We start from the raw sequence: 25,817 nt of genomic DNA on the forward strand, positions 1-25,817 counted from the left end.
CCGACTATTCGGACGTCGAAATAATGATAGCTTCGACGCGCCTGTTTTGGTCCCGCCCCTCTTGGGTCAGATTTGTAGCGATTGGCGACAGATACCCCATCCCTTGCGCATCAAGCTGACTACGGCGCGCACCATATTCGCTGACCAACCTCTCGAGCGCGGATGCGGCGCGACGCTTGGACAATGCAATATTCGCCTCCAGACTGCCCGATGCATCAGTATGCCCCACCAGAGCAATACGACGTTCGGGAAACAAAGTGAGATAGTCAGCAAGCGCCTGAAGCGATTCAAACGGACCAACCGACAATTGGGATGAACCGGTCTCAAACGATAAATCCGCCAGAACGGCATGGCCAAAACTGTCTAGCTGCTGCTGAAGACTTCCTTGCGTTGCAGCAGTGGTCAAGACTGGGGCAGACGCAGATGCGAGCGGTTCTTCCTCAGTTTCCGCTGGGCCAATGTGCGTTACTTGGACGAAACCCGCGCGTGCAGTACGGCTGACAAACAAGCTTAGGTATTCAGGCCCATCCTCGCTATACCGCCTTGCCGCCAGGAAGCGAAAATCGCCAATGTTGATCTGCATCTCGGGCGGTGAAAGCGTTTCGGTCCCAAATCGAAAATCATAGCCACCGCAAGCTTCGGTCTGACATTCAAAGATGATCCGGTAGCGGTCATTCAAGAGCTGTTCACGCAATGGCCGCAATATCTGCAATGTGGTCAACGCCTGCGCATCAATCCGCCAAGCTTGTTGGGTTAAGCGCCCCTCTAGATGTTCAACAGGTAACGATCCATCTTCCCAAATGCCAATTGGCATATCAAAGCTATCAACGCTCACGAACTGATGCTGCAAACTTGCATTACCGGGAAAGCGGAGCGTTTCTGCCTGAACCTGCACCGCAAAGAGCAGCGCGCTGCACATCGCAATGCTGCGCAGAAACGGCTCAATTGCAACGCGACAAATCAATGGGTTACTCCGGCAAAATACGATAGTGATACTGTCCCACAAGGGTCATCCCAAGTGAAGCATAGAGCGCATTCGCCGCGTCGTTTTCTTGGGTGGTAACCAATGTCAAATACGCCGCCCCCGCTGCCTGCGCCCAATGCGCCGCTGCCCGCGTCAGGTCGCGCGCTAGCCCCTGACGGCGATGCGCGGCACCGATCTCTAGAGCGTGGATCATCGCACAATCCGCCGCGATCGCGACATAAGCGCAACCGGCTGGTGTATCTCCTATCCGCCCCAAGAGCGTCGTCTTAGGTTCACGCGCGCGGTCCATGATCGCAACGCGCCCAGCGCTGATGCCGCCTGCCTCCCAGATTTCAGTTTGAACTGCCAGCGGCGGCCAGACCTCGAGCGTCCGCTCTGGATCGAGATTACCCGCAATTTTGCCCACCTCTGCGGCGTACATATTGACCGGATCTTTGATGATGTAACCTTGTTCGGCGAGCAACTGATCCAATCGCTGGTCTGTTTCCCGGATCATAAAGAGCGGACGCTGCCCCCCATCAATCATCGCGTCATGGGCAATGGCGATGTCCGCATCCGCAAAATCCAACTCTGCGGTGGCCGCATTCACGCGACTGCTGTTGCTTTCGTCAAGGCGCACTGTCCACGGGCCCAGCGCCTGCTTCACCGCAGGGGGCCAAGTACCGTCAATGACCGCGTATAGCTTTTGGGCGGTTGGGAAACTCATTCACTAAAAACCTTTGCCAATTCCTCGAACGCGGTATCAAGGCGCGCTTGGTCCTGTCCCCGCAAGACAATATTCGTACCATGACGACCGTCCTTTTGAAACGGGTATGACCCAACTGATAAATCACTGTATTGAGATGCAAATTTTGCAAGCGGGGCAGCAACATCCCCTTCGCCACGCAAGAGCGGCAGGGTTCGTGACTGCAATGGCGCACCGCCTGATATACCTGCAAGGACGGATGCCACCATTGCCCGAAACACCGACGGTACGCCTGCCATCACATAGACATTCCCCAGCATAAATCCGGGTGCTACGCTTACCGGATTGTCGATCAAGCTGGCCCCTTCGGGGATACGTGCCATGCGCAAGCGCGCCTCATTGAGCTCTTTGCCTTGCGCGTCATAATGCGCCTGCAAGAGCGCCCGCGCATCGTCGCGAACATCGATGGATTTGCCAAACGCTGCAGCAATGCAATCTGCTGTGATATCGTCATGGGTTGGCCCGATCCCGCCACTGGTAAAGACATGTGCGTACCGATCTGACAAATGTTTGACCGCAGCGACAATCGCCTCTTGGTCATCGGAAACAAAGCGCACTTCCTTGAGGTCAATCCCGGCCTGGGTCAGCTCCCCCGCCAAGTAATGCGCGTTCGCGTCCCGCGTCCGCCCCGATAGAATTTCGTCACCAATAACTAGCATAGCGGCGGTTGGGTTCGACATCGTGGTTCTCCTGTGGTGGTAAGCAGGTTATAGGGCGGGTTATGGAATTTACCACGCCCCTGATCCCCGCCCGCCTTATTCGTCGCTACAAGAGATTTCTGGCCGATGCGACACTTGAAGATGGCCAAGAGGTAACCGCGCATTGCGCAAATCCCGGTTCGATGATGGGGCTGGCTGAACCCGGAAGCAAAATCTGGCTTGAACCAAATGACGACCCTAAGAAAAAGCTAAAATACGGCTGGCGGCTGGTTGATCATGAAAACGGTCATTTTACAGGTGTTGATACATCAGTGCCGAACAGGGCGCTCAAGGCGGCATTGATCGAGCATAGCGTGCCCGGCCTTCCGGCATATGACACCGTGCGCGCCGAGGTCAAATACGGAGAGAACAGCCGCATTGATTTTCTATTGAGCGGGAACGGTCCTGACACTTACGTAGAGGTCAAGAGCGTCACCCTATCGCGGAAAAATGGACTGGCAGAGTTCCCCGACAGTGTGACTGCACGTGGCACGAAACACCTCAAAGAACTTTCGCAGATGGTCGCAGAGGGGCATCGCGCAGTCATGTTTTATCTCGTGCAACGCACGGATTGCACGCAAATGACGCTGGCAGACGATATTGACCCGGCCTATGCCGCCGCGTTTGCCCAAGCAGCCGCAGCAGGTGTTACCTGCGCCGCGCAAAGCTGCGACATCAGTCCACAGGCGATTACGCTGGGCGCACCGATCCCTGTGTTGGTCTAGAATCCGGTCGGTAAATCGCCTATGTCCAATCTAACACGATAGGGGATATTTACTGTGGACACGAACAAAGGCCGCATTACCAAAGACGGCATTCGCATTTACGAAGCTGCCGATTTTTCCGGCATGGCGACGGCTGGTGCGCTTGCCGCGAAAATCTTGGATGATATCGCAGAACACGTTCGCGTCGGCCAAACCACTGGCGAACTTGATCGTCTGATCACCCAAATGGTGGATGACGCTGGCGCAGTCTCGGCAACGATTGGTTACAAAGGCTATCAACACGCAAGCTGCATTTCTGTGAACCACGTCGTGTGTCACGGCATCCCCGGCGCCCCAATCCCCAAGGGCGCGGGCGAGACCATCTCAAAAGACTTGGAAAAGCGGCGCGCCGACGACAAGCTCAAACCCGGTGATATTCTAAACATCGACGTTACCGTGATCGTTGACGGATGGTTCGGCGACAGCAGCCGGATGTATGTTGCGGGCAAACCCAAGCCCATCGCACGCAAACTGATCGACGTGACCCATGACGCGCTGATGCTGGGCATCGAAGCGGTGAAACCCGGCAACACCTTTGGCGATATTGGTCATGCGATCCAAACCTTTGCCGAGGCGCAGGGCATGTCAGTCGTCCGCGATTTCTGCGGCCACGGACTGGGCCGCGTTTTCCATGCGCCGCCGAATGTCGTCCATTTTGGGCGTCCCGGCACTGGGCCAAAGCTGGAAGAAGGCATGTTCTTTACGATCGAGCCGATGATCAACCTTGGCCGCCCCTATGTAGAGGTCTTGCGCGACGATTGGACCGCTGTGACGGCGGATAAATCTCTTTCGGCGCAATTTGAGCATTCGGTCGGCGTAACAGCGGATGGATGTCAGATTTTTACTGGCTCTCCGTCAGGTCGTTTTCACCCGACTTTTGGCAGCTAAGCCCCCCTTTTCTTGCGAATGACTTGCAACTGGCGCACGACACCCCTATATAAGTGTCGTCGCTAGCGGTGGCACCCTTCCCTAAAATCACAGTCGAAAGGATGCACGATATGCACCTGCTTAAGCATGCCGCGATTGCGGCCGCATTTACCCTGTCTGCAACGTCAAGCTTTGCCCAAGAAGTAACTCTGCGTTTTCAACACTTTGTTTCTCCGGCAAGCGCAAATCCAACCTATTTCATGCAGCCATGGGCAGAGGCGATCGAAAGACAGTCGAATGGCCGCATCAAGGTCGAACTCTATCCATTCATGCAATTGGGGGGCGCTGCGCCAAACCAATATGATCTCATCCGCGATGGCGCCGTTGATGGCGGCTGGATCGTACCGGCCTATCAACCAAACCGGTTCCCCGAGGCAGAGGCACTAGAGCTTCCGTTTATGACCACAAAGTCCGCAGAGGAATCCAGTGCAGCAGCGTGGGATTTCACGCAGCAATTCTTGATGGACGACTTTGATGACATCCACGTCATTGCCGCCCACATGCATGGACCGGGTATCGTTCACAAGCGCGGCGGCCCTGTCGAAACCGTCGAAGATTTCCAAGGTCTCAAGCTCCGTGGTCCTTCGCGTTCGGCAACCAACTTGCTCGAGGAATTGGGTGCAACCCCCATCGGCATGCCTGTACCGCAATTCCCCGAAGCCCTGTCCAAAGGCGTGCTGGATGGTGGCGTGATTACATGGGAACTTGCGCCGTCGCTCAAGCTGGATGAATTGACCGATAGCCACACCGACGTCGCGGGCGACCGCGCGCTGTATAACCTCTACTTGGTCTGGGCGATGAACAAAGACGTCTACAATGGCCTGCCTGATGACCTAAAAGCCGTGATCGATGCAAATTCTGGCCTCATGGCGAGCGAATGGGCGGGGCTCGCTCATGACACAGGTGACGCGGTCGGACGTGATGCGATGATCGCGTCAGGCAACAGCATCGCCACGCTCTCAGAAGAAGAAACCGCACGCATCATCGCCGTTGGCAACGACGTCACCGAGGCATGGATCACCGAGATGAATGACAAAGGCTACGACGGCTCTGCCTTGGTCGAAGCCGCCCGATCAGCAGTCGCGACCTACAGCGGCGAAGCGGAGTAAATCTGCGTTCCCACTGCAACACTGCAGTGGGATATCCGCCGTGAGGATTGAGTTCCTTGAAGCACCTACATTAACGACAACATATGGTTTCGCATTCATCTAAGATACCCAATTACCAACTTCGTTTCTTTCAAATTACATTCGCCTGTATTTTCATGGCATTTGTGATTTCTGCAACACGTGCAGACCAATATATGGTTCGCTTTTTGACGCTGGGGCATACCTACGCAAAGAACACTTTGATCTTAACAATGGCCTTCATTGTTGCGAACTACGTCATTGCTAGAATAATCTATATGATCAAGCGCACTGACGACAGCGACCCACTCGCCTGGGACAAAGACTATTTCAGGAATTACCCAATTAGAACGCTCATCATCGGGATATCCGGCTACGTTCTCACGATGACAAACTTCACGTTGTACAAGGCGGGCGTCATCGGCCGAGATGGCTATTTGCATGATGAACTATTCGCAAATCTTGACCGCGCAATTTGGGGAACAGATGCTTGGATTCGGACCCACACATGGTTTCCGAGCGTGGAGGCCACTGCTTTTTTTGACTACTTGTACCATCCAGCGTTCCTACCAATGCTCGGTGGATACTTGGTTTGCGCAACATCCCGTTCGCTCCCTGCTATTCGGTTGACTTACATGACATCGTTCATCGTTTGTTTTCTAATCATCGGAATGCTCATGGCGAATGCAATGAGCTCGGCCGGGCCTGTCTACGATGGACGGTTGTTTGGAGATGGTCAAAGGTTTAAAGCGCTCGTTGATAGGCTGGATACACTTGAACAAGACATCCCGCGGTTCCACGCCGCGATCTTCCAAGACTACTTAATCGCCAACAAGATTTCACAAAGTGCAGGATTCGGAAGCGGCATCACAGCGATGCCGTCGATGCACGTCGTGATGGCATTCCTGTGGACACTGGCGGGCTGGCATATTCACCGGATATTAGGGGTCATTTTGACAGTATATGCTGTGCTGATTTGGCTTATCTCGGTGCACCTTGGATGGCACTATTTTGTCGATGGCCTCGTCGCCATCGCGATGACCAGCCTGATATGGTACTGCCTTGGCAGAGCCTTAGGGCTATATCGCCCTAAGCAATCCGCGCCACAACGTAGTCAGCAAGATCACACAGCATTGCCTTGAGAGGATGATCAGGGATTAAATCGAGCGCGGATTTCGCTTTGCCGGCCCATGCAAGTGCATCTTGGCGTGTCGTTTCCATAGTGCCGTGTTTCGCTAACAGCTCAATCGCGTGTTCTAGATCGCCCTCGACCTGTTTGCCCTTTTGAATGGTGCGCACCCAGAACGCCCGCTCTTCGTTGTCGGCCTGCGCAATCGCGCGAATAACAGGCAAGGTTAGCTTGCGCTCTCGGAAATCGTCGCCGACGTTTTTACCGATTGCCTTGGTCCCACCGTAGTCCAACAGATCATCAACAATCTGGAACGAAACGCCAAGCGCATCGCCATAGTCATAAAGCGCCTGTTTGGTCGCAGCATCTTGGCCTGCGATTTCACCGCCGACCTCCATCGCCGCGGAAAACAGTGCGGCGGTCTTGCCTCTGACGACTTGGATATAAATCTCTTCTGTGGTGCCCAGGTCCGTTGCGGCGGTGAGCTGCAGCACCTCTCCCTCTGCGATGGTCGCTGAGGCATTTGCCAAGATATCCAGAACCCGCAGTGAACCTGTTTCGACCATCAACTGAAACGAACGGGCAAAGAGATAATCACCAACAAGAACGCTAGACGTGTTGTCCCACAAAAGGTTCGCCGTTGGACGCCCCCGGCGCTGGCTGCTTTCGTCGACAACATCGTCGTGTAGCAAGGTCGCGGTATGGATAAATTCGACAGTCGCGGCCAAATGAATGTGATACGGCCCCTCATACCCACACATCCGCGCCGCCGCGAGCGTCAGCATTGGGCGCAGGCGTTTACCGCCCGCCTCGACCAAATGCGCGGTTACTTCGGGGATACGTGGCGCATGTTCCGACGCCATACGCGTGCGGATCATGTCGTTTACCGCCGTCAGATCATCGGCCAATGCCGCGGCAAGTTGTTCGTGAGGTTTAGTGGCAGCGTGATCAAGGCTCATGCGGGTTTCCGTCATGTGATAGACAAAGGCGTCGCCTCGTCATAGTTCATAGATATGAAAGAGCTTTTGCGCACCAATGACCCGACTGTCATCGCCTTTGCAACGGCCCTATTGGACAGCGAGGGTATAGACTGGTTCACCTTCGACGTAAATATGAGCATCCTCGAAGGAAGCATAGGCATAATGCCGCGTCGGTTGATGGTGATTGACCGTGATCTGTTTATGGCGCAGGCAATTATGCGTGATGCGAAGATAGAGCTAAGTAGTGAATAGCGATTTAACAAACGACGATTTCTTGGGCGGCAAGATACGTGCCTACCAGCCGCGAAATGGATATCGCGCAGGTGTTGATCCTGTACTGCTAGCTGCGAGCACGCCCGCAAAACCCGGTCAAACTGTCCTAGAACTGGGTTGCGGCGTTGGTGTTGCGTCACTTTGCCTTGCTGCACGCGTGCCCGAATTAGACATCACGGGTGTCGAACTTCAGCCGGACTATGCCGAGCTGGCAGAACGTAATGCGGCCCAAAACAATGCGCCGTTTACTGTGGTCAACGCGGACCTTCGGGCGCTTCCACCGGACATACGGCAAAAGCGGTTCCACCACGTCATCATGAATCCACCCTATTTTGATCGTGAGGCAGGCGTGCCTGCGCAGGATAGCGGGCGGGACATCGCGATGGGCGGGGATACACCGTTGCGGGACTGGATCGAAATCGGTGCGCGCCGTGTTGGACCGCGCGGATATATGACGGTCATTCAACGGATGGAACGGCTGCCAGATGTGCTATCCGCGTTAGAAGGGCGACTTGGCGCAGTAATCGTCCGACCAATTTCAGGGCGCGAAGGACGAGCGCCGGAACTATTTTTGCTGCAAGCGCGCCAAGAAGGACGCGCAGCGTTCCGCATGTCCGCACCGATTATCATGCACCATGACCAACCGCTAAACGGCGATAAAGATAGCTATAATGCCCAAATTCGCGACGTTTTGCGGAATGGCGCGGCATTTCCCATCAGCCCTTAATCTTTTGGCAACTCATTTCAACCACAGTCGTAGTCACATTGGTTTGCTGTGGTGCAGCGTGACTCTGTGTTACAAATGTGCTGCAATCAAATTACTCACAAACCCAGAGGAGGACGACTATGAGCTTGAGTTCACACCTGCAAGAACTGAAGAAGAAACACCAAAACCTCTCGGACCATGTCGCGGTTATGCAGCGAAGCCCGGCAACTGACGATCTTGAAATTGCGAAACTCAAAAAACAAAAACTGTTGTTGAAAGAAGAAATCAACAAACTCAGCGCGTTTTAGTCACCGCATAGAGTATCGCAAACATTAGGAGTATGACCACGCATTGGACGCCTCAGGTACGGATCTGCGTATTCGTAAACGCGTCGAGAATTTAGGTCACCACCCACGCAAAAGGCCACGTCGCAATGACGTGGCCTTTCACATGTTAGATGCTGACTGTTAGGTCATATATTGGCCACCGTTCGCGGTAATCGTCGATCCAGTGACAAAACCAGCATCGTCTGACGCAAGGAACAACACTGCACGTGCAATTTCCGAAGCTTCACCCAGACGACCAACTGGAATTTGTGGCAAGATCACTTCGTTCATTACCTTTTCAGGAATGGTGCTCATCATTTCCGTGTTGATGTAGCCCGGTGCCACGACATTCACTGTGATCCCGGCGCGCGCACCTTCCTGCGCGAGCGCCTTGGTGAACCCGATGTCACCAGCCTTAGCAGCGGCATAGTTTGCCTGAGCGAACTGACCCTTTTGCCCGTTGATCGAGCTGATCGTGATGATACGCCCGAATTTACGTTCACGCATGCCGGGCCAAAGCGGGTGAGTCATGTTGAAGACACCCGATAGGTTGGTGTCGACCACTTCCTTCCACTGGGCAGGGGTCATTTTGTGAAATGGTGCGTCACGTGTGATACCTGCGTTGTTGACCAGCACCTCAACCGGACCAAGATCGGCCTCTACCTGAGCAATACCCGCAGCACATGCCTCGTAGTTGCCCACATCCCATTTATAGGTTTTGATCCCTGTCTCGGCGGTAAATGCCGCAGCTTTTTCGTCATTACCGGCATAAGTCGCGGCGACTGTGTATCCGGCATCCTTGAGCGCCGTTGAAATCGCCGCGCCAATCCCGCGCGAGCCTCCTGTAACGAGGGCTACTCGTGTCATGTTTTCTCCTCCCGAAGATTCACTTCGCAATGTTATTGCTAATTTTATTTCCTCACAGAAATATAATTACGGGCGCTCAACGCACATTGCAACACCCATACCGCCGCCAATACACAACGTCGCCAGTCCTTTTTTCGCACCGCGGCGCTTCATTTCAAACAGCAGCGTGTTCAAGACGCGACATCCCGACGCACCAATCGGATGGCCGATGGCGATCGCGCCACCGTTCACATTGACGATTGCAGGATCCCATCCCATGTCCTTGTTCACGGCACAGGCCTGGGCCGCAAAAGCTTCGTTCGCTTCAACCAGATCAAGGTCTGAAACGCTCCATCCCGCTTTCTCCAAGGCTTTACGGCTCGCCATTACGGGGCCCACGCCCATGATAGACGGATCAAGACCAGCGGTCGCGTAAGATGCGATTCGCGCCAATGGTTCGATCCCGCGCTTTTCTGCGTCATCGGCCGACATCAAAAGCGTCGCTGCGGCACCGTCATTCAAACCAGATGCGTTCGCCGCCGTCACCGACCCCTCTTTGGTGAAAGCAGGGCGCAGTTTTTGCATCGCGTCGATTGTCGCTCCGTGACGGATGTATTCGTCCTGATCAACGATGATGTCGCCCTTGCGGGTCTGCACCGTAAACGGAACAATTTCATCCGCGAACTTTCCAGCCTTTTGCGCTGCTTCAGCCTTGTTTTGCGAAGCGACGGCGAATTCGTCTTGCATATCGCGTGTGATGCCCCACTGATCCGCAACGTTTTCAGCGGTTTGCCCCATATGGTAGTTGTTAAAGGCGTCCCACAAACCATCGCGGATCATCGTGTCGATGAACTTCATATCGCCCATTTTCTGCCCCGCACGCAAATGCGCAGCATGTGGACTAAGCGTCATATTTTCTTGCCCGCCGGCAGCAACGATCGAAGCATCCCCCAACTGGATATGCTGTGCGCCGAGAGCAACGGCACGTAGCCCCGAACCACAAACTTGGTTAATACCCCAAGCTGCCGACTCAATCGGTAGGCCCGCGTTAATATGGGCCTGGCGTGCGGGGTTTTGCCCCTGTGCTGCACTTAACACCTGTCCCAAGATTGTTTCGCTTACTTCAGCTTTTTCAATTCCGGCGCGCGCGACCACTTCTTCGAGCACAGCCGCACCTAATGCGTGTGCTGGCGTATTTGCAAATGCGCCTGCAAAACTGCCCACCGCAGTCCTTGCCGCTGATGCGATAACAACATTCGTCATGAATCTTCCCCTAGATTTTCCTCTCTCCAGGGGAACGGTGCCACTTACCGTTGCGTGGCGCAAGTTGGCATCACGTCACAGGTCAAATTTTGGGACGCCGTAATGATAGCCTTGCAAACAATCCACACCTAATCCCGTCAAAAACGCTGCTTCTTGAGCAGTTTCTACACCATCCGCAACACTGAACATTTCGAATTGACGGGCAACTGTGATCAATGCCTCGGCCAAAACTTGGTTATCTGTGTTCTGATGGATCCCGCGAATAAAACTCTTGTCGATTTTGGCGAGATCGAAAAAGAAATCCTTGAGATGTCGAAACGCGGTGTACCCCGCCCCAAATCCGTCCAAGGCAAATGCAACACCCTTTGGTTGCATTTCGGCCATGAAACGGATGACGTTTTCAGGCAACATCATTGCTGAGGTTTCGCTGATTTCAAAAATCAGACGATCGCCCGGTTTTGCCCGATGGAGCAGCCCATGATCCAGAATGCGCCTCCATTCTCCATCCCCGATCGAGCGCGCGGATAGGTTTACAGATAACCGAAGTTGCGGGCGCGCGACGAGTATCTTGATCGCCAGGTCAAGCGTGACACAGTCAATTTGCCGCCCCATGACTGTTTCTTCGATCAATGGCATAAAATGCGCCGCCGGCAAAATACGCCCCGCATCGTCGGTAAGCCGCACAAGCCCCTCGTAAAAGGCGACCTGCGGTTTACCGCCTCCGGTCATGATGGGTTGAAAAGCAAGCTGCGCGCGCCCCGCCTCAAGCGCGTCGCGCACGAGGTCCATGACATCACCATCACGGCTGGCCACAGCGTACTGCAGCGGGTCGCGTAGCGCCTCTTCTTCGATTTCGTTTACTGCGTGTTGCATTGGTTGATTCCGTTGGGATACCCCCAAAGCTGAAGCAACCTCGCTAACATCTGATTAATTTGAGCGGCCTACCAGCGTTTTAACGCGTCTTCGTCCTGTTCTTTGGCGTCGACCCAATGCGCACCGTCTTTCGTGATTTCTTTCTTCCAAAATGGCGCACGGGATTTTAAATAATCCATCAGAAAATCAGCGGCTTCAAATGCTGCCGCCCGATGCGCAGAGGCCGTCGCCACCATCATAATTGGTGCACCCGGTTTCAACGCACCAAAACGATGAATGACGAGCGCATCGGCAAGGTTCCATCGTTCGATTGCCGTTTTTACGATCTCTTTGATCGCGCGCTCGGTCATGCCGGGGTAATGCTCGATTAACATTTCTTGTAGGGTGTTGTCAGTATCCCGGACGACACCTGTAAAGCTAACAATTGCCCCAATATCGCGCCGCCCTTGCGCAAAGGCGTTCAGCTCCACGCCTGCATCAAATGTATCGGATTGAACGCGGACAGTCATCTAGCCACCAGTCATTGGCGGGAAAAACGCGATCTCAGAAACACCTGCAATGGGCGCATCAAATTCGGCAAGCTCTTGGTCCAAGGCAACGCGCAACGCAGAAATATCGGCAAACGCGGCGGCGTATCTTTCCTCGCGCGCTTTTAGTTCTTCGACCAATTCTTGCACAGTCTGCGCATTGGTTTCCACTTGCTCTTGAGGAATGCCAATCCGTTCGCGGACCCATGCAAAATAGACGATATTCATCTGTCACCATCGATCAGATAGGGCCGAGATTTATTAAAGTAGTCCCAGCCAGTTAGCACGGTCAAAACCGCTGCAACCCACAGGACGATAATACCTGCCCAGCCGCCCACAATCATACCTTGGTATTTCCACCACAGGCCGAAATCGTCAGGGCCAGTACCGTTCAGGGCCGCCTCAACCATTTCTGATGTCATCGCCAGCGATTGCATACCAAAATAATGTTCAAACGCGCCCGCCGCAAAGAGCAACGCGATCCCGATCATTTGGGCTGTTGTTTTCCACTTCGCCAATTTGGTGACCTTGAGCGTACCAGCCGTATCACCCAAAAATTCACGCAACCCAGAAACAAAAACCTCGCGGAAAATGATCAGGGTCGCAGGTAACAAAATCCACGGGTTCATCCCCGAAAAACCTGCGATCACCATAAGGGCGATGATTACCATCACCTTATCTGCAATTGGGTCGAGCATCGCGCCCAATTTGCTTTCTTGCTTCCACAGCCGCGCAAGGTAGCCGTCTAGAAAATCTGTCAGCGCAGCAACAACGAATAGCACTAGCGCAAACCAGTCAGCCCAAGGACGGTTAAAGTAGAGAAACATAATCGCGACACCCGGCGCAGCAGCAAGGCGCAGAATGGTGAGGATATTCGGTATATTCATAGTCATGCCCTTACCTACCGCGCTTCGTCGGTTCTGGCTACATCTCACTTTTGCGATGTTTGAAAAATGCGTCGATTTTAGAAATGTGCAGTTTCTAACCTTTTTCATGGAAGTAGTCGTAGATCGTCTGAGCAAGACTATCAGACACCCCTACAACGGCTTTGAGGTCCGCCAAGTTTGCGCGCGTCACCGCCTTGGCTGATCCAAAATGAGCCAAGAGCGCCCGTTTTCGCGTGGCACCAACGCCGGGAACATCATCGAGTGGCGTTGCACCGATGGCTTTGCTGCGTTTGGCGCGGTGTGTTCCGATGGCGAAACGGTGAACCTCATCGCGCATGCGCTGAATGAAATACAACACGGGATCATTGTGGCGCAGCGCCATGACGGGTTTGCCCGTGCGATAGAATTCTTCTTTGCCGGCATCGCGATCCTCGCCTTTAGCGACACCAACCATCGGGATATCTCCGACGCCAAGTTCGGTCATGATTTCACGCACTGCGCTGACCTGCCCCGCACCACCGTCAATGAGCAGCAAATCGGGCCAGCTTTCTGTTTGGCGATCTGGGTCTTCCTTGAGGAGCCGCTGAAATCGGCGGGTCATGACCTGTTTCATCATGCCAAAGTCATCGCCGGGAGCGAGATCATCACCGCGGATGTTGAACTTGCGGTATTGGTTCTTTTCAAACCCATCAGGTCCAGCCACAACCATCGCACCCACGGCATGCGCACCTTGGATATGCGAGTTGTCGTAAACTTCGATCCGGTTCGGTATCTTTGGCAGGTTGAATGCCTCAGTTAACCCCTTGAGCAGCCGTGCTTGTGTTGCTGTTTCTGACATTTTACGCGCGAGGCTCTCACGCGCGTTACGCAAAGCGTTGTGGACCAATTCGGCCTTTTCGCCACGTTGCGGGATGATCACATCAACTTTGCGCCCCGTTTTTTCAGCGAGCGCGTCAGCCATCAGCTCATCATTGTCCAGACCATGCGAAAGGATCACGACCTTTGCTGGTTCACGGTGGGCGTAGAATTGGCCCACAAATGCCTCCATCACTTCCGAGGGGTCTTCTTCGCCACTGATACGTGGGTAGTAGTCGTGGTTCCCCCAGTTCTGATTGGCCCGATAAAAGAACACCTGAACACAGGCCTGCCCGCCATCGATATGCAATGCGATGACATCTGCCTCTGGAGTGGCGTGAGGGTTGATACCCTGCGCTGACTGAACCTGCGTCAAAGCTTGAATACGGTCTCGCAAAGCTGCTGCGCGTTCAAATTCTAGATTGTCTGACGCATCCTGCATTTGGTTCGCTAGGTTCTCTTGGATACGTTTGGTACGCCCCTGAAGAAAGCTCTCGGCGTCGCGTACGGTTGCGGCATAATCAGCATCCGAGATTTTACCACAACACGGACCGCTGCATCGTTTGATTTGATATTGCAGACATGGGCGGGTGCGGTTTTCAAATTCAATATCCGTACAGTTGCGCAGCAAAAATACACGCTGCAACTGCTTGAGCGTGCGGTTAACAGCACCTGCACTTGCAAAGGGACCAAAATAGCTGCCCTTTTCCTTTTTCGCGCCACGGTGTTTCTTGATTTGCGGATATGCGTGCGACTTTGTGACCAGTATGTTTGGAAATGACTTATCGTCACGCAGCAGCACGTTGTAGCGGGGCTTGAGCTGCTTGATCAGGTTTTGCTCAAGCAACAGCGCCTCAGTTTCTGTTCGCGTCGTCAGAAACATCATCGAGGCAGTTTCGCTAATCATACGCGCAATACGTGGCGAGTGATTACCCGGCCGAGAATAGCTGCTCACGCGATTGCGCAGGTTGCGGGCTTTGCCGACGTACAGAACTCTGCTTTCGGCATCCAACATCCGGTATACGCCCGGCGAAGAGTCCAACATGCGCAGATAGCCATAGATCAGATCATAGCCTTTTTGGGTCTGCTCTGTGGTTTCGTCGGTCATTTCGCGCATCTTTGATTCTGTTTCGGCTGCAATGCTATCGCAGCTAGGACAAGTGGAAAGACATCCACTATTTCTGTGGATAAGTCCGTGGGTTATTCCGTGACAGTTGGAATTTTCCCTTCAATTTAGCAGGCTTCACCTATTTGCACAAAAATTAGGCACAATCACAGGGCGTTGAAAATAATGGATATTTTTATTCCGCATCTTTCAACCCCCTTAAATTACGGGCGATTGTGACAGGTTTGTGACCATCACCCCCGCGCAGTGCACAACTTTCGCGTGATTACTCAACCCCAAGGACATCTGGTGTTTGCCAACCCAAATGCTGCCCCCCATCAACCGCGATCATCTGCCCCGTGACGGCGGGCGCATCTAAGAAGTAGCCAAGCGCAGCAACGATGTCAGATGGGTTGGCTCCACGCTTGAGGACGGTCGCTGCGCGCTGTCCTTCAAAATGCGCTTCGCTCTGTCGATGACCGCGCAAGGTTGGCCCGGGACCAATGCCATTTACACGCACATCTGGCGCAAGCGCTTGCGCCGTGGTCTGCGTCATGGCCCAGAGTCCCATCTTAGCAATCGTATATGTCATGAACTCAGGCGTCAGTTTTTGCACCCGCTGGTCCAGCATATTCACGACCAACGCCTGCGCAATCGGCTCGCCATTTTCATCGCGCGTGGCCTTGGGTGCTTGCGCAGCAAACTGCTGCGTCAAAACAAAGGGCGCGCGCAGGTTCGATTCAATATGCCGATCCCAGCCTTCACGTGTGGCCGTCGTCACGTTGTCGTATTCAAAGATAGAAGCGTTGTTCACCAGACAAGTTAACGGCCCGCCCAGCGCGTCGACTGCGCGTCCAACCAAAGCCTGAGAGGCCGCTTCATCCAGCAGATCAGCCTGCAAGATTGCCGCCTTCTGACCTAATTGAATGATTTCACCAGCAGTCTGCTGCGCGCCATCATGTGATCCAGCATAGTGTACTGCTACGTCATAACCGCGCCGCCCCAAATAGACCGCCATGGCCTGCCCCAAACGCGCGCCAGCCCCTGTTACCAACGCTCTCATGGGAGGCCCTTTCGGCATTGGCACGGGCCTTTACCAATTTTGAAACGCTGGCAGTTTGGGCACTTCGCCTTAGCAAGGCGTTGCTGCCCTGGAAAGCGCCACTTACCGAAAATGCCAAGCACGGCCATAAAGGCCAGAAACAGAAATATCGCCTTTATAATCACAGACCAAACCTTGCGAATGCTGCGCGGTCTTCAACACCGCCAATCGCGTCATCAACGATCTGTGCGCCAAAGCGCGAGAGCAACGATTTCTTCTGTCCATACCGCCTGAATGTCACGTCATCACCAAACCGCTGTTTCATCACTGGGACCAGATGCCCAATCCCATCCGCTAGCCCTTCGTCGATGCCCTTTTGCCCGATATAAACCTCGCCGGTGAAGAGATCGGGATTATCAGACAGTTTCGGGCCGCGCCGGGACTTCACGTATGAGATAAAGCTCTGATGAATATCGTCCAGCCAGACCTTTAACTTTTTCACGTCGGCCGGTTTCTCGGGCTTGAAAGGGTCCATCATCGACTTGGACTTGCCGGCGGTATGAACACGCCGCTCAATACCATAGTTAGCGAGCGCTTCATGCGCACCGAAGCCCGCACTGATCACGCCAATTGACCCTGTAAGAGAGCAATGATCGACAAAGATTTCGTCAGCCGCACAAGCAAGCCAATACCCACCAGATGCGGCCACATCTTCGACAAATGCGAAAACGGGAACTTTCTTTTCCTCAGCGAGGCGGCGAATACGCGCAGCGATAAGAGAAGACTGCACAGGCGAACCGCCGGGACAATTGATCTCAAGCGCGACCGCAGCGGGTTTTCCTTTGCGAAAGGCTTTCTCGATGACGGGGGTCAAGCTCGGGTTATCTAGCCCGCGCCCATTATTGGTAATCGCCCCCTGCAGCCGAATAACCGCAACAAAGGGCGAAGATTTCACGAATGGAATATAGCGTTTCATACCGCTTACCTTAGGCTGAATAACTTGATGCGCAAGCTTACTGCCGAATGCGCCATCCCGTCCGAAAGATCCACCAGATCGCGGCAAGGCAAGCACCAGTAAAGAACGCAATCGCGACCAGCGAAATAGCGATATCCACATCAGCCACGCCAAAGAACGCCCAACGGAAACCTGAGATCAGGTAGACGACCGGGTTAAACATCGCGATTGTCTGCCAGACACCGGGCAACATCGACACCGAATAAAATGACCCGCCCAGAAATACCAAAGGCGTGATCACCAGTAGCGGGATCAATTGCAACTGTTCAAAATTGCCCGCCCAAATACCGATAATAAACCCCAAAAGAGAGAAGCTAAGACAGGTAAGAACAAGGAAGGCAATCATCGCGATGGGATGCGCGATACTGAGATCAACAAAGAAGAAGGCTGTAATCAGAATGATCACACCGATAAACATCGCCTTTGTTGCAGCCGCACCGACGTAACCCAAAACGATTTCAAGAAAATTGACCGGGGCAGACAGAAGTTCATAGATCGTGCCAGTGAATTTCGGGAAATATATCCCAAAGCTCGCGTTGGATGTCGCCTGTGTCATGACTGACAGCATAATCAGGCCCGGTACGATAAACGCGCCGTAGCTGACACCTTCGACCTCGTCGATACGGCTACCGATCGCGGCCCCAAAGACGATAAAATAGAGCGACGTCGAGATAACAGGCGATATCAAGCTTTGCATAATCGTCCGAAAGAAGCGTTTCATTTCGGAACGATAGATTGTCAGAACTGCGTAAATGTTCATGCTGTTTCCTTTACGAGGCCAACAAAAATGTCTTCTAGGCTGCTTTGCTTGGTTTGCAGATCGGTCATGATCAGACCTGCGGCGGCAAGGTCGTTCAGCAATGTGGTGATCCCTGTCCTCTCGCCTTTGGTGTCGTAGGTATAGGTCAGGTTGCTGCCATCCTCTGCCATTTCCAGATCATATTTACGAAGCATATCGGGAATGGAGGACACAGGTTCGCTAAGGGAAATGCGTAGCTGCTTTTGCCCCATCTGCGCCATCATTTCGGATTTGTCCTGCACCAGAAGAATCTGTCCGCCGTTGATCACACCAACGCGGTCAGCGATGGCCTCGGCTTCTTCGATGTAGTGTGTGGTCAAGATGATGGTGACGCCCGCCGCCTTTAGATCAGCAACCACATCCCACATATCTTTGCGCAGTTCGACGTCGACGCCAGCGGTGGGTTCGTCCAAGAACAGCACGCGCGGCTCGTGCGATAGCGCCTTTGCGATCAGCACCCGGCGCTTCATACCGCCAGATAACGCCATGATCTTACTGTCCTTCTTGTCCCCTAGCGAAAGCTGATCCAAGATTTTGTGGATATAGGCGTCGTTGCGGGGCTTACCAAACAGTCCACGCGAAAAGCGGACAGTATTAAAGACCGTTTCAAACGGCTCGAGGTTGATCTCTTGTGGGACAAGCCCGATCAGGTCACGGGTCGCGCGATACTCTGACACGGTATCGAAACCGCCGACAGTGATCTTGCCAGAGGTCGGCACCGTAATGCCGCAAATCGTGGAAATGAGGGTGGTTTTTCCAGCCCCATTAGGGCCGAGCAAGGCGAGGATCTCGCCCTCTTCTATATCAAGGTTGACGCCCTTCAGCGCCTCAAACCCACCGGGGTAGGCCTTGCGTAAATTATCAACGGAAACGATGGAAGGCATGCAGTAACCTTTGCGTGGTTCATAGAACTTAACGTGAACATAGCGAAAGCAAGCGACAACGCAATAGGTTCGCGGTGCGCACGTTTTTCAGGGTAGTTGCTGCTAAGTAGTCATCATTTGCGCGACATCAAGCATTCGGCAGGAAAAACCCCATTCGTTGTCATACCAACCGAATATGCGCACGAGCCCACCTTGGGTGACGCGCGTCTCGGGTAGCGACACAATCAGACTTTCTGGCCGCGCGCGAAGATCAGAGGAAACCAATGGCTTGTCTGTCCAACCAATGACACCAGATTGCTGGCGCAGCAGTTCGTGCACCTCGGCCAAGGACACCGGGCGATCCAGTGTCACGGTTAGATCAACGGCAGAGACAGAGGCAACAGGCACACGTACGGCTGCGGCTTCTATTCGACCTGCGATGTCCGGCAGAACCTGATTCAGCAATCGCTGCGCAGAGGTCGTCGTCGGCACCATCGACAATCCAGCGGCGCGGCTGCGCAACATGTCCCCGCGCGGGGCATCAATCGTCGGCTGGCTACCTGTGTAGCAGTGGATCGTCGTCATCCATCCGGTCTGCAAACCCCAGCTATCATCTACCAAACGCACCAAAGGCGCCAAAGCATTCGTCGTGCATGAGGCATTCGATACAATTGACTGATCCGCAAGCAAGTGATCATTTGCGCCCAATACAACGGTCAAGTCCGCCGCATCTGAAGGGCCCGAAATCAACACGCGCTTTGCGCCGGCGGTTAGCCCTCTTTCGGCCACATCGCGCTGGTTTGCCTTGCCAGTACATTCGAGCACCAAGTCGACACCAGTCAGATCAACGTTGCGCAGGTCATCAGTTTGGCTAAATGGAATCATACGACGATCCAGCAGCAAACCACCGTCAACGTGCTCGGCCTGACCGGGATAGGGGCCAAACACGCTATCGTATGCAAACAGATGCGCACAGAGATCGGGCGCCGCAATATCGTTTACACCGACGATCTCAATATCCTTCCACGCCCCAGACGCCCACGCCCGCAACATCGTGCGACCGATTCGACCAAAGCCATTGATAAATACTCGGACCATGGAGCTGCCCCTTTTGGCGATTTGCGATGTTGATCACTTGATATTCGGGCTGTAAACCACGTTCCAGTGCCAATTTTTTAGCGTTGCACGTGAAATTTCAAAGAGAATCGGTGTGCCATTTATCGCCAAATTCCCCGTTTATCTGCCCGAAGTGAAGCGTAGAGGCATCACATCGGTGCAAATTGAGTATCATTCTAAGGAAAAGGACTATTTTTTTGCCAAGGCTCTGGCTTTCGGCATATTTCTAGAGGAAAAGCACCGATTATCAGTGAAAATAGGCACGATTAGGCGGAAAATCGCTCGTGACTGTTTCTTACCATGGTGGCAATCCAACGATTTATCGGGGATTACGAACCACTAAACGACAAGTTGGCGTCACTTTTTGGCCTAATTTGGATGAGACTAGACGTTATTAGGCAGGCGGTTGTTCCGTCTCGCCGCTGAAGTTTGAGAGCTGGATGTAGGATGGCCGAAGCGCAAGTGAAAGAAAACGCGGACGATAAAGACAGCTTTGTTGATGAGCTAAAGCCCGGCACAAAGTTGATGCACGGTCAGTACACGATCGAAAGCTTCCTGAATGCGGGCGGCTTTGGGATCACATATCTCGCCAAAGATAGCCTTGACCGTAAGATCGTTATCAAAGAGTGCTTCCCCGGCGCATTCTGCCGTCGTAGCCGCTATGTCGTGCAAGCCCGTTCGCGCGCGCACCAGAATGAGCTGAAGTCTATTGTACGCCTGTTCGTTCAAGAGGCGCGCAGCCTTGCAAAGCTGAACCACCCAAATATCGTTGGTGTTCACCAAGTTTTCGAAGACAATGAAACCGCCTACATGGCGCTGGACTTTGTTGAAGGTCGCGATCTGCTAGATACGATCGAAGATCCATCGAACAACCTGACGCCTGCGCAGATCAAAAAGATCCTCAAAGAGGTACTGGGCGCCGTCGGCTTTATCCACGACCAAGGCATCCTGCACCGCGATATTTCGCCAGACAACATTCTGATCAATCAAGACTACCATCCTGTCCTGATCGACTTTGGTGCAGCCCGTGAAGAAGCGACAAAGCAAAGCCGTGTCCTATCCGCGCTACGCGTTGTTAAGGACGGCTATTCGCCACAAGAATTCTACATTGCCGGGTCAGAACAAAGCCCGAGCAGTGACCTCTATGCGTTGGCAGCGTCATTCTATCACCTGATCGAAAACGACGTGCCGCCAAATAGTCAGGCGCGCTTGGCGGCTATCGCTTCTGGCGACGCCGATCCCTACGAAAAACTCGAGGGACGTTACCCTGATTTTGATGATGCATTCCTCGCAGCAATCGACAAAGCGCTTGCCGTACTTCCCAAAGATCGTTTGCAATCTGCCAAAGAGTGGATTGAAGCCATGGAAGGCAACACGAGCAACGTTACACCATTGAACGTGACAAGCACCGCCGCCCCTGCGGCAGCGGCAGCCGCACCAGCCGAGAAAAAATCCAAACTGCCTTTGCTGTTGGGTTCGGTTGCCGTTCTGGGCTTGCTCGGCGGCGGCGCATATTTTGCGACGTCGGGCGGCGGTGACGTAGCTGAGACACCAGCGCCAGCTCAAGAAGCAACATCAGAAGCCGAAGCACCAACCACAACCGTCACAGAGGCACCTGCTGAACCAGCACCAGTCGCCGAACCGGTTGCAACAGAGCAAGAGACAGCGACCGAGGTCGAAACCGCGACCGAAACAGAAACCGCACCAGAGGCACCTGCCCCAATTGTGGTCGAAGAACCTACAATCGCACCTGTTATTGTCGAGGATACGCCGGTCGAAGCACCCGTGCTTGAGGAAACGCCAACGTTGCGCCCATCAACGCGCCCTGAGAGCGTTGAGCAAGCTGCAATTCCTGAGCCAGAGCCCACACCAGAGCCGCTTCCGGAACCTGTCGCGACGCCACAGACAAATGTGACAGATCCAGAAGTCGACACAGCATTCCCTGATCAGTCGGGTAACCGTCCGGTTACAGATACTGAAACGGCTGACGTCGCCCTGCCAGCGACACCTGACACGGTCGACACAATCGGTACAGGCCTTGAGGTCGCGATCGATGCTGTCGTTCCAGGCAACGAAATCGTGCCAACTTCGGTCGCAACAGCGTGGAAAGTAGAACTTCCATTCTCTGCTTCCGATGAAAGCTCTGATGAGATTGCGGAAGTCGCGCTGATCTCACCTGTGTGGGTAAAGCCAGGCCTTGAAATCACCAGCGTAAATGGTGTCGAGGTTGATGCAATTTCTGAAATCTCAAGTGCTGTGAGCACATTCATTGACCCGCAAAACGCCCCTTCAAACATCGACGTGACATTCGGCACCCGCGATAGCGCGACCGGTGAAACAGCAGAGCACGTTTGGGGACTACCTGTTGTACGCGAAATTACTTTGAACAACGGTGTGCGTTTTGAAAGTACAGTTGCGAGTGACGCATGGCGGACGGTTGTTGCCGATATGCCCACCAATCTTGCTGGAGGTCTGCAAGCAGGCGATGTTGTGGTATCATACATCCCAACCGCCGAAAATATCACCAACCACGACTCATTGTTGAACGTGTTCAACCGGGAAATGGAAAATGGTGTTGAGCAGTTTATGTTCGCAGTTCAACGTGATGGCAGCATGTGGGTTGCTTCACTGATCTATTCAGGCGCTGAAAACTAATCCGTGCGTCGGCCGTCGGGGGCCACGACACGACGACAATTGGAAGGTAGAGAAATGAAATTCATTCGTAATCTCATTGGGAAAAAGCGGCGCGACGAAACCCCACGCCGTCCTGCAGGCGTTGATCCGCTTGAACAATCATACCGTGATACAGTCGGTTCCATTACTGCAGACGAAGCAGGTGAAGCCGCGGTCTCTGATATTCTTTCTTCGGTAAACACCAAGGTATCGCCAACTGCTGAAAAACCAGCAGCCGAACCAGAAAACATCTGGGATGTGCCGGAAAACACGGCGTCTGATGGCCTGCCAGAAACCGCGCCAGAACTGCCGAGTGCGGCACCGGCGGCTGCATCTGCCGCCGCCTCGCGCTCACCAGCGCGCGCACGCCGCACAAAAACACGCCTCATTGGTTTTGAAAAATCAGACGGCGATGTTGTTGATCTGTTTAACGATGCACCAAAGGCAGCCGCGCCAACCGCACAGCGTGCGAAATTCCCTGTGGGTTGGATTGTCGTCGCCGAAGGCCCCGGTCGCGGAGAGAGCTTTGCCCTGATGGCAGGCATGTCCCCTATCGGACGCGGCGAAGATCAAGCAGTGCAACTCGACTTTGGTGACAACTCGATTTCGCGGTCAAACCACGCTGCAATCGTTTACGACAACGAAACCAAAGAATTCCTACTTGGTCATGGCGGTAAGTCAAACATTGTTCGCTTGAACGATAAGCCCCTGATCAGCAACGAATCTCTGAAATCAGGAGACGTCATTCGGCTAGGCGAAACAGTTCTGCGCTTTGTTGCGCTATGCGACAAGTCGTTCAACTGGACCGACGGCGATTCTGGGGAGGACGAAGATGTGGCGATCGCCTGAACCTCGTTTTGACGTCGCTTCGGCGATCTGTCAGGGCGGACGAGACTACCAAGAAGACGCCATTGTCACGGATTTCCCCTTTGGGGCGGATAGTGGCGTCGTGGTACTTGCCGACGGCATGGGCGGCCATGCCGCTGGTGATGTAGCCAGCAAAATCGTTGTTACAGAAGTATTTAGCGAACTAAAATTTCAAAGCGCAAATTTTGCAGATTTTGAAAGCGAGATCCCTCAATATCTGACCGCCGCTGCGGTCAATGCCAACAATGTCGTGCGTGAACACGTTCAAGAGCACCCCGAGACACGCGGAATGGGCGCGACCCTTGTGTCCCTTGTTCTGATCGAAAACCGGATGTTCTGGATGTCGATTGGTGATTCACCGCTGTATCACTTCCGCAATGGAAAGCTGCAGCAACTGAACGAAGATCACTCTATGGCGCCTCAAATTGACTTTATGGTGCAATCTGGACTGCTCGACCCCGAGGCTGGTAAAAACCACCCGGATCGCAATTGCCTGACATCTGTGATCCTGGGCGACCGCGTGGCCAAATCGGACTGCCCAAAAACACCGTTTGAATTGCAGGTCGGTGATATCGTCGTCGTTTCCAGCGACGGTCTGCAGTATCTGGAAGAGCCGCAAATCCAGAAGATCCTCCACCGCTATCGTCGCCGCAAAAGCGCCGAGATCGCAGGATATCTGCTGGAAGCCATCGAAGACTTGGCCGACCCGGATCAGGACAATGTTTCGTTTTCAGTCATCAAACTGAACCACAACAAGCCTGTGATCCGTGCAATCCGCGCCAAGCCAGTTGGACATGTCGAGACACATGCATCTACGATCACCCGTGTTGTTGACCCAACCGAGGTGGATAAAGTTGCGGCAAAAGATGCCAAACCAGTGATCAAAGAGGTCAAGCCAGTCAGCAAGGTCGAAGATCACCCAAATCAGGAGGTTGATGAGGCAGCGCCTCAGGCTAAAGTGGCCGCCGGAGGCAAATAATGTCGAATCAAAATCTGAGCACACGTGTTCAAGAAGAACTCAAGCAGGCTGTCGAAAGCGGCCTGCTTCCTATTGCGGTAAAGCGCCGCGCACAGCAAATCCTCGGGCGACTTAGTCAACCCGTAAGGGTCGGGCTTCTTGGAATGCCCGACGCTGGAAAATCCAAGATTCTCAACTTGCTGGTCGGTGCGGATGTCATTCCAGATGGCGTCGAATTGCCAACCATTCAATTGACATATGGCGACACGCCTCAAGCCATCCTGACGCTTGAGGATGATGATAAGCTGACGCTCGACACTGCCGATTTCGCCGAAATTACATCCCATAAGCCAATCTTTATTGACCTACGGATGCCGCTCGCTGCGCTCAAGAAAATTTCTGTGCTTGAGGTGAACTCACCCGCTGATCCAGATGCCCTGTACACAGCCAGCCAATGGGCTGCAAAGCGTTGCGATGTAGCGATGTGGTGCACCAAGGGGTTCCTGCCTGCTGAACAAAACATCTGGGCACATATGCCGGACCTGATCAAGGATCACGGCTTTCTCATGTTGACCCATGCGGACAAGATCATTGCAGCCGGCAAGCTGGATATCGCAATGACGGCTGTGCGCAAAGCGGCCGGAGACGACTTTAACCATGTGCTCCCGATCGCGACAAACGAGGCACTTGCCTCACGCAAACCAGACGGCACCGTTAATAAGGACTTAATGCGCTCAAGTGGCGGACTTGCGCTTATTGCAGCCGTTCTCAAGCAAGTTGATCAAGGGCGTCAATCGGCGGTGGATCGGGGCGATATTTTGCTCCATCAAAACGCTGACATTATCAGTGGCAAGGTAAAAGCCGTTGATGATCAAGAGGTTAAAAAAGAGACCGAGACCACCGACACCGCAGCCACTACCGTTACACTATCTGTGGTTCACAATGACACCGTTTCCGAAAAGGAAACAAGCAAACTGGTATCTCGCACGATCATTGGTGATGACGAGACACCAGAAGTAGTGACGCTGCAGCCTAGCACCCGCAATACCTACGAAACCGCGCTTGGCTATATCGCAGAGCGCAGCCAAGAGTTACTAGAAATGTCTGAGGTAGCTGGCGAAGACGCGCCCGCACAGTTGATCGCAGCAACTGCAGAGCACGTTCAATGGATTTGCGACTATCTTAATGAAAACGGTGATGATTCTGATCAGGCGCTTGTTCGTGCGAGAGAGACGGCATTTGATGCAGCTGACCTTGCGCAGCTGATGCAGATGGAAAAGAACGACAACGCTGTGATCGAAGCGCTAAGTCTATTGTTGCAAATCAAGCACGAGCTGCAGGCTGATCTGGCAGCTTAACCTTGGGCAACACTTGTTAATCGCGACAGATCGGTGCCTTAATTATGCTGCACTCATCTGTTTCCGTTTTAGCAATAAAACAATGATAGCGTCGTGATTTGGCGAAGCGG

Annotated in this window: 27 protein-coding genes; 11 read left to right on the forward strand and 16 right to left on the reverse strand. The window is 53.6% G+C overall.

Annotated features, from left to right (window positions below):
- Positions 1-4: 4 nt before the first annotated feature.
- From TW80_RS10040 to TW80_RS10050, 3 genes are read right to left on the reverse strand one after another with little or no spacing between them, the layout of a single operon-like run.
- Complete coding sequence (locus tag TW80_RS10040; RefSeq protein WP_239450525.1) at positions 5-964, reverse strand: OmpA family protein; 960 nt, start codon at positions 962-964, stop codon at positions 5-7.
- Between the two features lie 4 nt (positions 965-968).
- Complete coding sequence (locus tag TW80_RS10045; protein WP_045997276.1) at positions 969-1,691, reverse strand: GNAT family N-acetyltransferase; 723 nt, start codon at positions 1,689-1,691, stop codon at positions 969-971.
- On the reverse strand, positions 1,688-2,410 hold the full coding sequence (locus TW80_RS10050) for a competence/damage-inducible protein A (RefSeq protein ID WP_045997277.1): 723 nt from the start codon (positions 2,408-2,410) through the stop codon (positions 1,688-1,690). The genes TW80_RS10045 and TW80_RS10050 overlap by 4 nt, the downstream gene beginning before the upstream one ends.
- Before the next feature lie 41 nt (positions 2,411-2,451).
- Here TW80_RS10050 and sfsA point away from each other — a divergent pair, with 41 nt between their 5' ends.
- The 4 genes from sfsA to TW80_RS10070 all read left to right on the forward strand — a co-directional run bounded on the left by sfsA (position 2,452) and on the right by TW80_RS10070 (position 6,388).
- The gene (sfsA, locus tag TW80_RS10055; RefSeq protein WP_045997278.1) at positions 2,452-3,153 is read left to right on the forward strand and encodes a DNA/RNA nuclease SfsA; all 702 of its coding nucleotides are present in this window, start codon (positions 2,452-2,454) and stop codon (positions 3,151-3,153) included.
- Positions 3,154-3,207: 54 nt separating this feature from the next.
- The gene (gene map / locus TW80_RS10060; protein WP_045997279.1) at positions 3,208-4,080 is read left to right on the forward strand and encodes a type I methionyl aminopeptidase; all 873 of its coding nucleotides are present in this window, start codon (positions 3,208-3,210) and stop codon (positions 4,078-4,080) included.
- 110 nt (positions 4,081-4,190) lie between these two features.
- Complete coding sequence (locus TW80_RS10065) at positions 4,191-5,228, forward strand: TRAP transporter substrate-binding protein (protein WP_342585900.1); 1,038 nt, start codon at positions 4,191-4,193, stop codon at positions 5,226-5,228.
- A gap of 155 nt (positions 5,229-5,383) precedes the next feature.
- Positions 5,384-6,388 carry a phosphatase PAP2 family protein gene (locus tag TW80_RS10070; RefSeq protein WP_045997281.1) on the forward strand — a complete coding sequence of 335 codons (1,005 nt, stop codon included), beginning with the start codon at positions 5,384-5,386 and terminating at the stop codon, positions 6,386-6,388.
- Here the strand turns inward: TW80_RS10070 and TW80_RS10075 are convergent.
- Positions 6,336-7,334, reverse strand: coding sequence for a polyprenyl synthetase family protein (locus tag TW80_RS10075; RefSeq protein WP_045997282.1), 999 nt, complete (start codon positions 7,332-7,334; stop codon positions 6,336-6,338). The genes TW80_RS10070 and TW80_RS10075 overlap by 53 nt on opposite strands.
- A 54-nt stretch (positions 7,335-7,388) precedes the next feature.
- Between TW80_RS10075 and TW80_RS10080 the strand changes: the two genes are divergently transcribed.
- The 3 genes from TW80_RS10080 to TW80_RS17790 all read left to right on the forward strand — a co-directional run bounded on the left by TW80_RS10080 (position 7,389) and on the right by TW80_RS17790 (position 8,642).
- Positions 7,389-7,607: a putative signal transducing protein gene (locus TW80_RS10080; protein ID WP_045997283.1), complete on the forward strand. Its 219-nt coding sequence runs from the start codon at positions 7,389-7,391 to the stop codon at positions 7,605-7,607.
- Positions 7,600-8,355: a tRNA1(Val) (adenine(37)-N6)-methyltransferase gene (locus TW80_RS10085; protein ID WP_045997284.1), complete on the forward strand. Its 756-nt coding sequence runs from the start codon at positions 7,600-7,602 to the stop codon at positions 8,353-8,355. Before TW80_RS10080 ends, TW80_RS10085 begins: the two co-directional genes overlap by 8 nt.
- A gap of 119 nt (positions 8,356-8,474) precedes the next feature.
- The gene (locus TW80_RS17790; protein ID WP_071210179.1) at positions 8,475-8,642 is read left to right on the forward strand and encodes a YdcH family protein; all 168 of its coding nucleotides are present in this window, start codon (positions 8,475-8,477) and stop codon (positions 8,640-8,642) included.
- A gap of 159 nt (positions 8,643-8,801) precedes the next feature.
- On the opposite strand, the gene phbB is transcribed toward TW80_RS17790, so the two are convergent.
- The 12 genes from phbB to TW80_RS10150 all read right to left on the reverse strand — a co-directional run bounded on the left by phbB (position 8,802) and on the right by TW80_RS10150 (position 19,833).
- On the reverse strand, positions 8,802-9,527 hold the full coding sequence (gene phbB, locus TW80_RS10090) for an acetoacetyl-CoA reductase (protein ID WP_045997285.1): 726 nt from the start codon (positions 9,525-9,527) through the stop codon (positions 8,802-8,804).
- Between the two features lie 66 nt (positions 9,528-9,593).
- Entirely contained in the window at positions 9,594-10,769 is a 1,176-nt protein-coding gene (locus TW80_RS10095) for an acetyl-CoA C-acetyltransferase (RefSeq protein WP_045997286.1), read from the reverse strand.
- A gap of 75 nt (positions 10,770-10,844) precedes the next feature.
- Positions 10,845-11,642, reverse strand: coding sequence for an EAL domain-containing protein (locus tag TW80_RS10100; protein ID WP_045997287.1), 798 nt, complete (start codon positions 11,640-11,642; stop codon positions 10,845-10,847).
- 68 nt (positions 11,643-11,710) lie between these two features.
- Positions 11,711-12,151, reverse strand: a complete 441-nt coding sequence (locus tag TW80_RS10105; protein ID WP_045997288.1) for a molybdenum cofactor biosynthesis protein MoaE — start codon at positions 12,149-12,151, stop codon at positions 11,711-11,713.
- A complete protein-coding gene (gene moaD / locus TW80_RS10110) occupies positions 12,152-12,397 on the reverse strand; it encodes a molybdopterin converting factor subunit 1 (protein WP_045997289.1) in 246 nt (81 codons plus the stop codon).
- Positions 12,394-13,062, reverse strand: coding sequence for a CDP-diacylglycerol--glycerol-3-phosphate 3-phosphatidyltransferase (pgsA, locus tag TW80_RS10115; protein ID WP_045997290.1), 669 nt, complete (start codon positions 13,060-13,062; stop codon positions 12,394-12,396). Before pgsA ends, moaD begins: the two co-directional genes overlap by 4 nt.
- Before the next feature lie 88 nt (positions 13,063-13,150).
- On the reverse strand, positions 13,151-15,019 hold the full coding sequence (uvrC, locus tag TW80_RS10120) for an excinuclease ABC subunit UvrC (RefSeq protein ID WP_045997626.1): 1,869 nt from the start codon (positions 15,017-15,019) through the stop codon (positions 13,151-13,153).
- A 283-nt stretch (positions 15,020-15,302) separates the two neighbouring features.
- Entirely contained in the window at positions 15,303-16,079 is a 777-nt protein-coding gene (locus tag TW80_RS10125; protein ID WP_045997291.1) for an SDR family oxidoreductase, read from the reverse strand.
- 160 nt (positions 16,080-16,239) lie between these two features.
- A complete protein-coding gene (locus TW80_RS10135; protein ID WP_045997293.1) occupies positions 16,240-17,034 on the reverse strand; it encodes a S49 family peptidase in 795 nt (264 codons plus the stop codon).
- 37 nt (positions 17,035-17,071) lie between these two features.
- Positions 17,072-17,833 carry an ABC transporter permease gene (locus TW80_RS10140; RefSeq protein WP_045997294.1) on the reverse strand — a complete coding sequence of 254 codons (762 nt, stop codon included), beginning with the start codon at positions 17,831-17,833 and terminating at the stop codon, positions 17,072-17,074.
- Complete coding sequence (locus TW80_RS10145; protein WP_045997295.1) at positions 17,830-18,756, reverse strand: ABC transporter ATP-binding protein; 927 nt, start codon at positions 18,754-18,756, stop codon at positions 17,830-17,832. Before TW80_RS10145 ends, TW80_RS10140 begins: the two co-directional genes overlap by 4 nt.
- Before the next feature lie 102 nt (positions 18,757-18,858).
- Positions 18,859-19,833 carry a type I glyceraldehyde-3-phosphate dehydrogenase gene (locus tag TW80_RS10150; protein WP_045997296.1) on the reverse strand — a complete coding sequence of 325 codons (975 nt, stop codon included), beginning with the start codon at positions 19,831-19,833 and terminating at the stop codon, positions 18,859-18,861.
- Positions 19,834-20,298: 465 nt separating this feature from the next.
- On the opposite strand from TW80_RS10150, the gene TW80_RS10160 reads away from it, so the two are divergent.
- Genes TW80_RS10160 through TW80_RS10175 form a run of 4 tightly spaced genes read left to right on the forward strand, consistent with a single transcriptional unit; the run spans position 20,299 to position 25,707 of the window.
- Positions 20,299-22,506, forward strand: a complete 2,208-nt coding sequence (locus TW80_RS10160) for a protein kinase domain-containing protein (protein ID WP_045997298.1) — start codon at positions 20,299-20,301, stop codon at positions 22,504-22,506.
- A gap of 54 nt (positions 22,507-22,560) precedes the next feature.
- The gene (locus TW80_RS10165) at positions 22,561-23,373 is read left to right on the forward strand and encodes an FHA domain-containing protein (protein ID WP_045997299.1); all 813 of its coding nucleotides are present in this window, start codon (positions 22,561-22,563) and stop codon (positions 23,371-23,373) included.
- Entirely contained in the window at positions 23,357-24,370 is a 1,014-nt protein-coding gene (locus TW80_RS10170) for a PP2C family protein-serine/threonine phosphatase (protein ID WP_045997300.1), read from the forward strand. The genes TW80_RS10165 and TW80_RS10170 overlap by 17 nt, the downstream gene beginning before the upstream one ends.
- Positions 24,370-25,707 carry a hypothetical protein gene (locus TW80_RS10175; RefSeq protein WP_045997301.1) on the forward strand — a complete coding sequence of 446 codons (1,338 nt, stop codon included), beginning with the start codon at positions 24,370-24,372 and terminating at the stop codon, positions 25,705-25,707. Before TW80_RS10170 ends, TW80_RS10175 begins: the two co-directional genes overlap by 1 nt.
- Positions 25,708-25,817: the final 110 nt, after the last annotated feature.

The sequence above is a fragment of the Loktanella sp. S4079 genome (genome assembly GCF_000967725.1).
GTDB lineage: Bacteria > Pseudomonadota > Alphaproteobacteria > Rhodobacterales > Rhodobacteraceae > Yoonia.

Bases quoted from the DNA above. Each gene is read 5' to 3' on its own strand.
- uvrC (WP_045997626.1), bottom strand. From the start codon at position 15,019: ATGACCGACGAAACCACAGAGCAGACCCAAAAAGGCTATGATCTGATC.
- TW80_RS10150 (WP_045997296.1), bottom strand. From the start codon at position 19,833: ATGGTCCGAGTATTTATCAATGGCTTTGGTCGAATCGGTCGCACGATG.
- TW80_RS10125 (WP_045997291.1), bottom strand. From the start codon at position 16,079: ATGAGAGCGTTGGTAACAGGGGCTGGCGCGCGTTTGGGGCAGGCCATG.
- TW80_RS10175 (WP_045997301.1), top strand. From the start codon at position 24,370: ATGTCGAATCAAAATCTGAGCACACGTGTTCAAGAAGAACTCAAGCAG.
- TW80_RS10165 (WP_045997299.1), top strand. From the start codon at position 22,561: ATGAAATTCATTCGTAATCTCATTGGGAAAAAGCGGCGCGACGAAACC.
- TW80_RS10070 (WP_045997281.1), top strand. From the start codon at position 5,384: ATGGCATTTGTGATTTCTGCAACACGTGCAGACCAATATATGGTTCGC.
- TW80_RS10075 (WP_045997282.1), bottom strand. From the start codon at position 7,334: ATGAGCCTTGATCACGCTGCCACTAAACCTCACGAACAACTTGCCGCG.
- TW80_RS10170 (WP_045997300.1), top strand. From the start codon at position 23,357: ATGTGGCGATCGCCTGAACCTCGTTTTGACGTCGCTTCGGCGATCTGT.
- pgsA (WP_045997290.1), bottom strand. From the start codon at position 13,062: ATGACTATGAATATACCGAATATCCTCACCATTCTGCGCCTTGCTGCT.
- TW80_RS10135 (WP_045997293.1), bottom strand. From the start codon at position 17,034: ATGAAACGCTATATTCCATTCGTGAAATCTTCGCCCTTTGTTGCGGTT.
- TW80_RS10095 (WP_045997286.1), bottom strand. From the start codon at position 10,769: ATGACGAATGTTGTTATCGCATCAGCGGCAAGGACTGCGGTGGGCAGT.
- TW80_RS10145 (WP_045997295.1), bottom strand. From the start codon at position 18,756: ATGCCTTCCATCGTTTCCGTTGATAATTTACGCAAGGCCTACCCCGGT.
- TW80_RS10065 (WP_342585900.1), top strand. From the start codon at position 4,191: ATGCACCTGCTTAAGCATGCCGCGATTGCGGCCGCATTTACCCTGTCT.
- sfsA (WP_045997278.1), top strand. From the start codon at position 2,452: ATGGAATTTACCACGCCCCTGATCCCCGCCCGCCTTATTCGTCGCTAC.
- TW80_RS10045 (WP_045997276.1), bottom strand. From the start codon at position 1,691: ATGAGTTTCCCAACCGCCCAAAAGCTATACGCGGTCATTGACGGTACT.
- phbB (WP_045997285.1), bottom strand. From the start codon at position 9,527: ATGACACGAGTAGCCCTCGTTACAGGAGGCTCGCGCGGGATTGGCGCG.
- TW80_RS10105 (WP_045997288.1), bottom strand. From the start codon at position 12,151: ATGACTGTCCGCGTTCAATCCGATACATTTGATGCAGGCGTGGAGCTG.
- TW80_RS10160 (WP_045997298.1), top strand. From the start codon at position 20,299: ATGGCCGAAGCGCAAGTGAAAGAAAACGCGGACGATAAAGACAGCTTT.
- TW80_RS10100 (WP_045997287.1), bottom strand. From the start codon at position 11,642: ATGCAACACGCAGTAAACGAAATCGAAGAAGAGGCGCTACGCGACCCG.
- TW80_RS10050 (WP_045997277.1), bottom strand. From the start codon at position 2,410: ATGTCGAACCCAACCGCCGCTATGCTAGTTATTGGTGACGAAATTCTA.
- TW80_RS10080 (WP_045997283.1), top strand. From the start codon at position 7,389: ATGAAAGAGCTTTTGCGCACCAATGACCCGACTGTCATCGCCTTTGCA.
- TW80_RS17790 (WP_071210179.1), top strand. From the start codon at position 8,475: ATGAGCTTGAGTTCACACCTGCAAGAACTGAAGAAGAAACACCAAAAC.
- moaD (WP_045997289.1), bottom strand. From the start codon at position 12,397: ATGAATATCGTCTATTTTGCATGGGTCCGCGAACGGATTGGCATTCCT.
- TW80_RS10140 (WP_045997294.1), bottom strand. From the start codon at position 17,833: ATGAACATTTACGCAGTTCTGACAATCTATCGTTCCGAAATGAAACGC.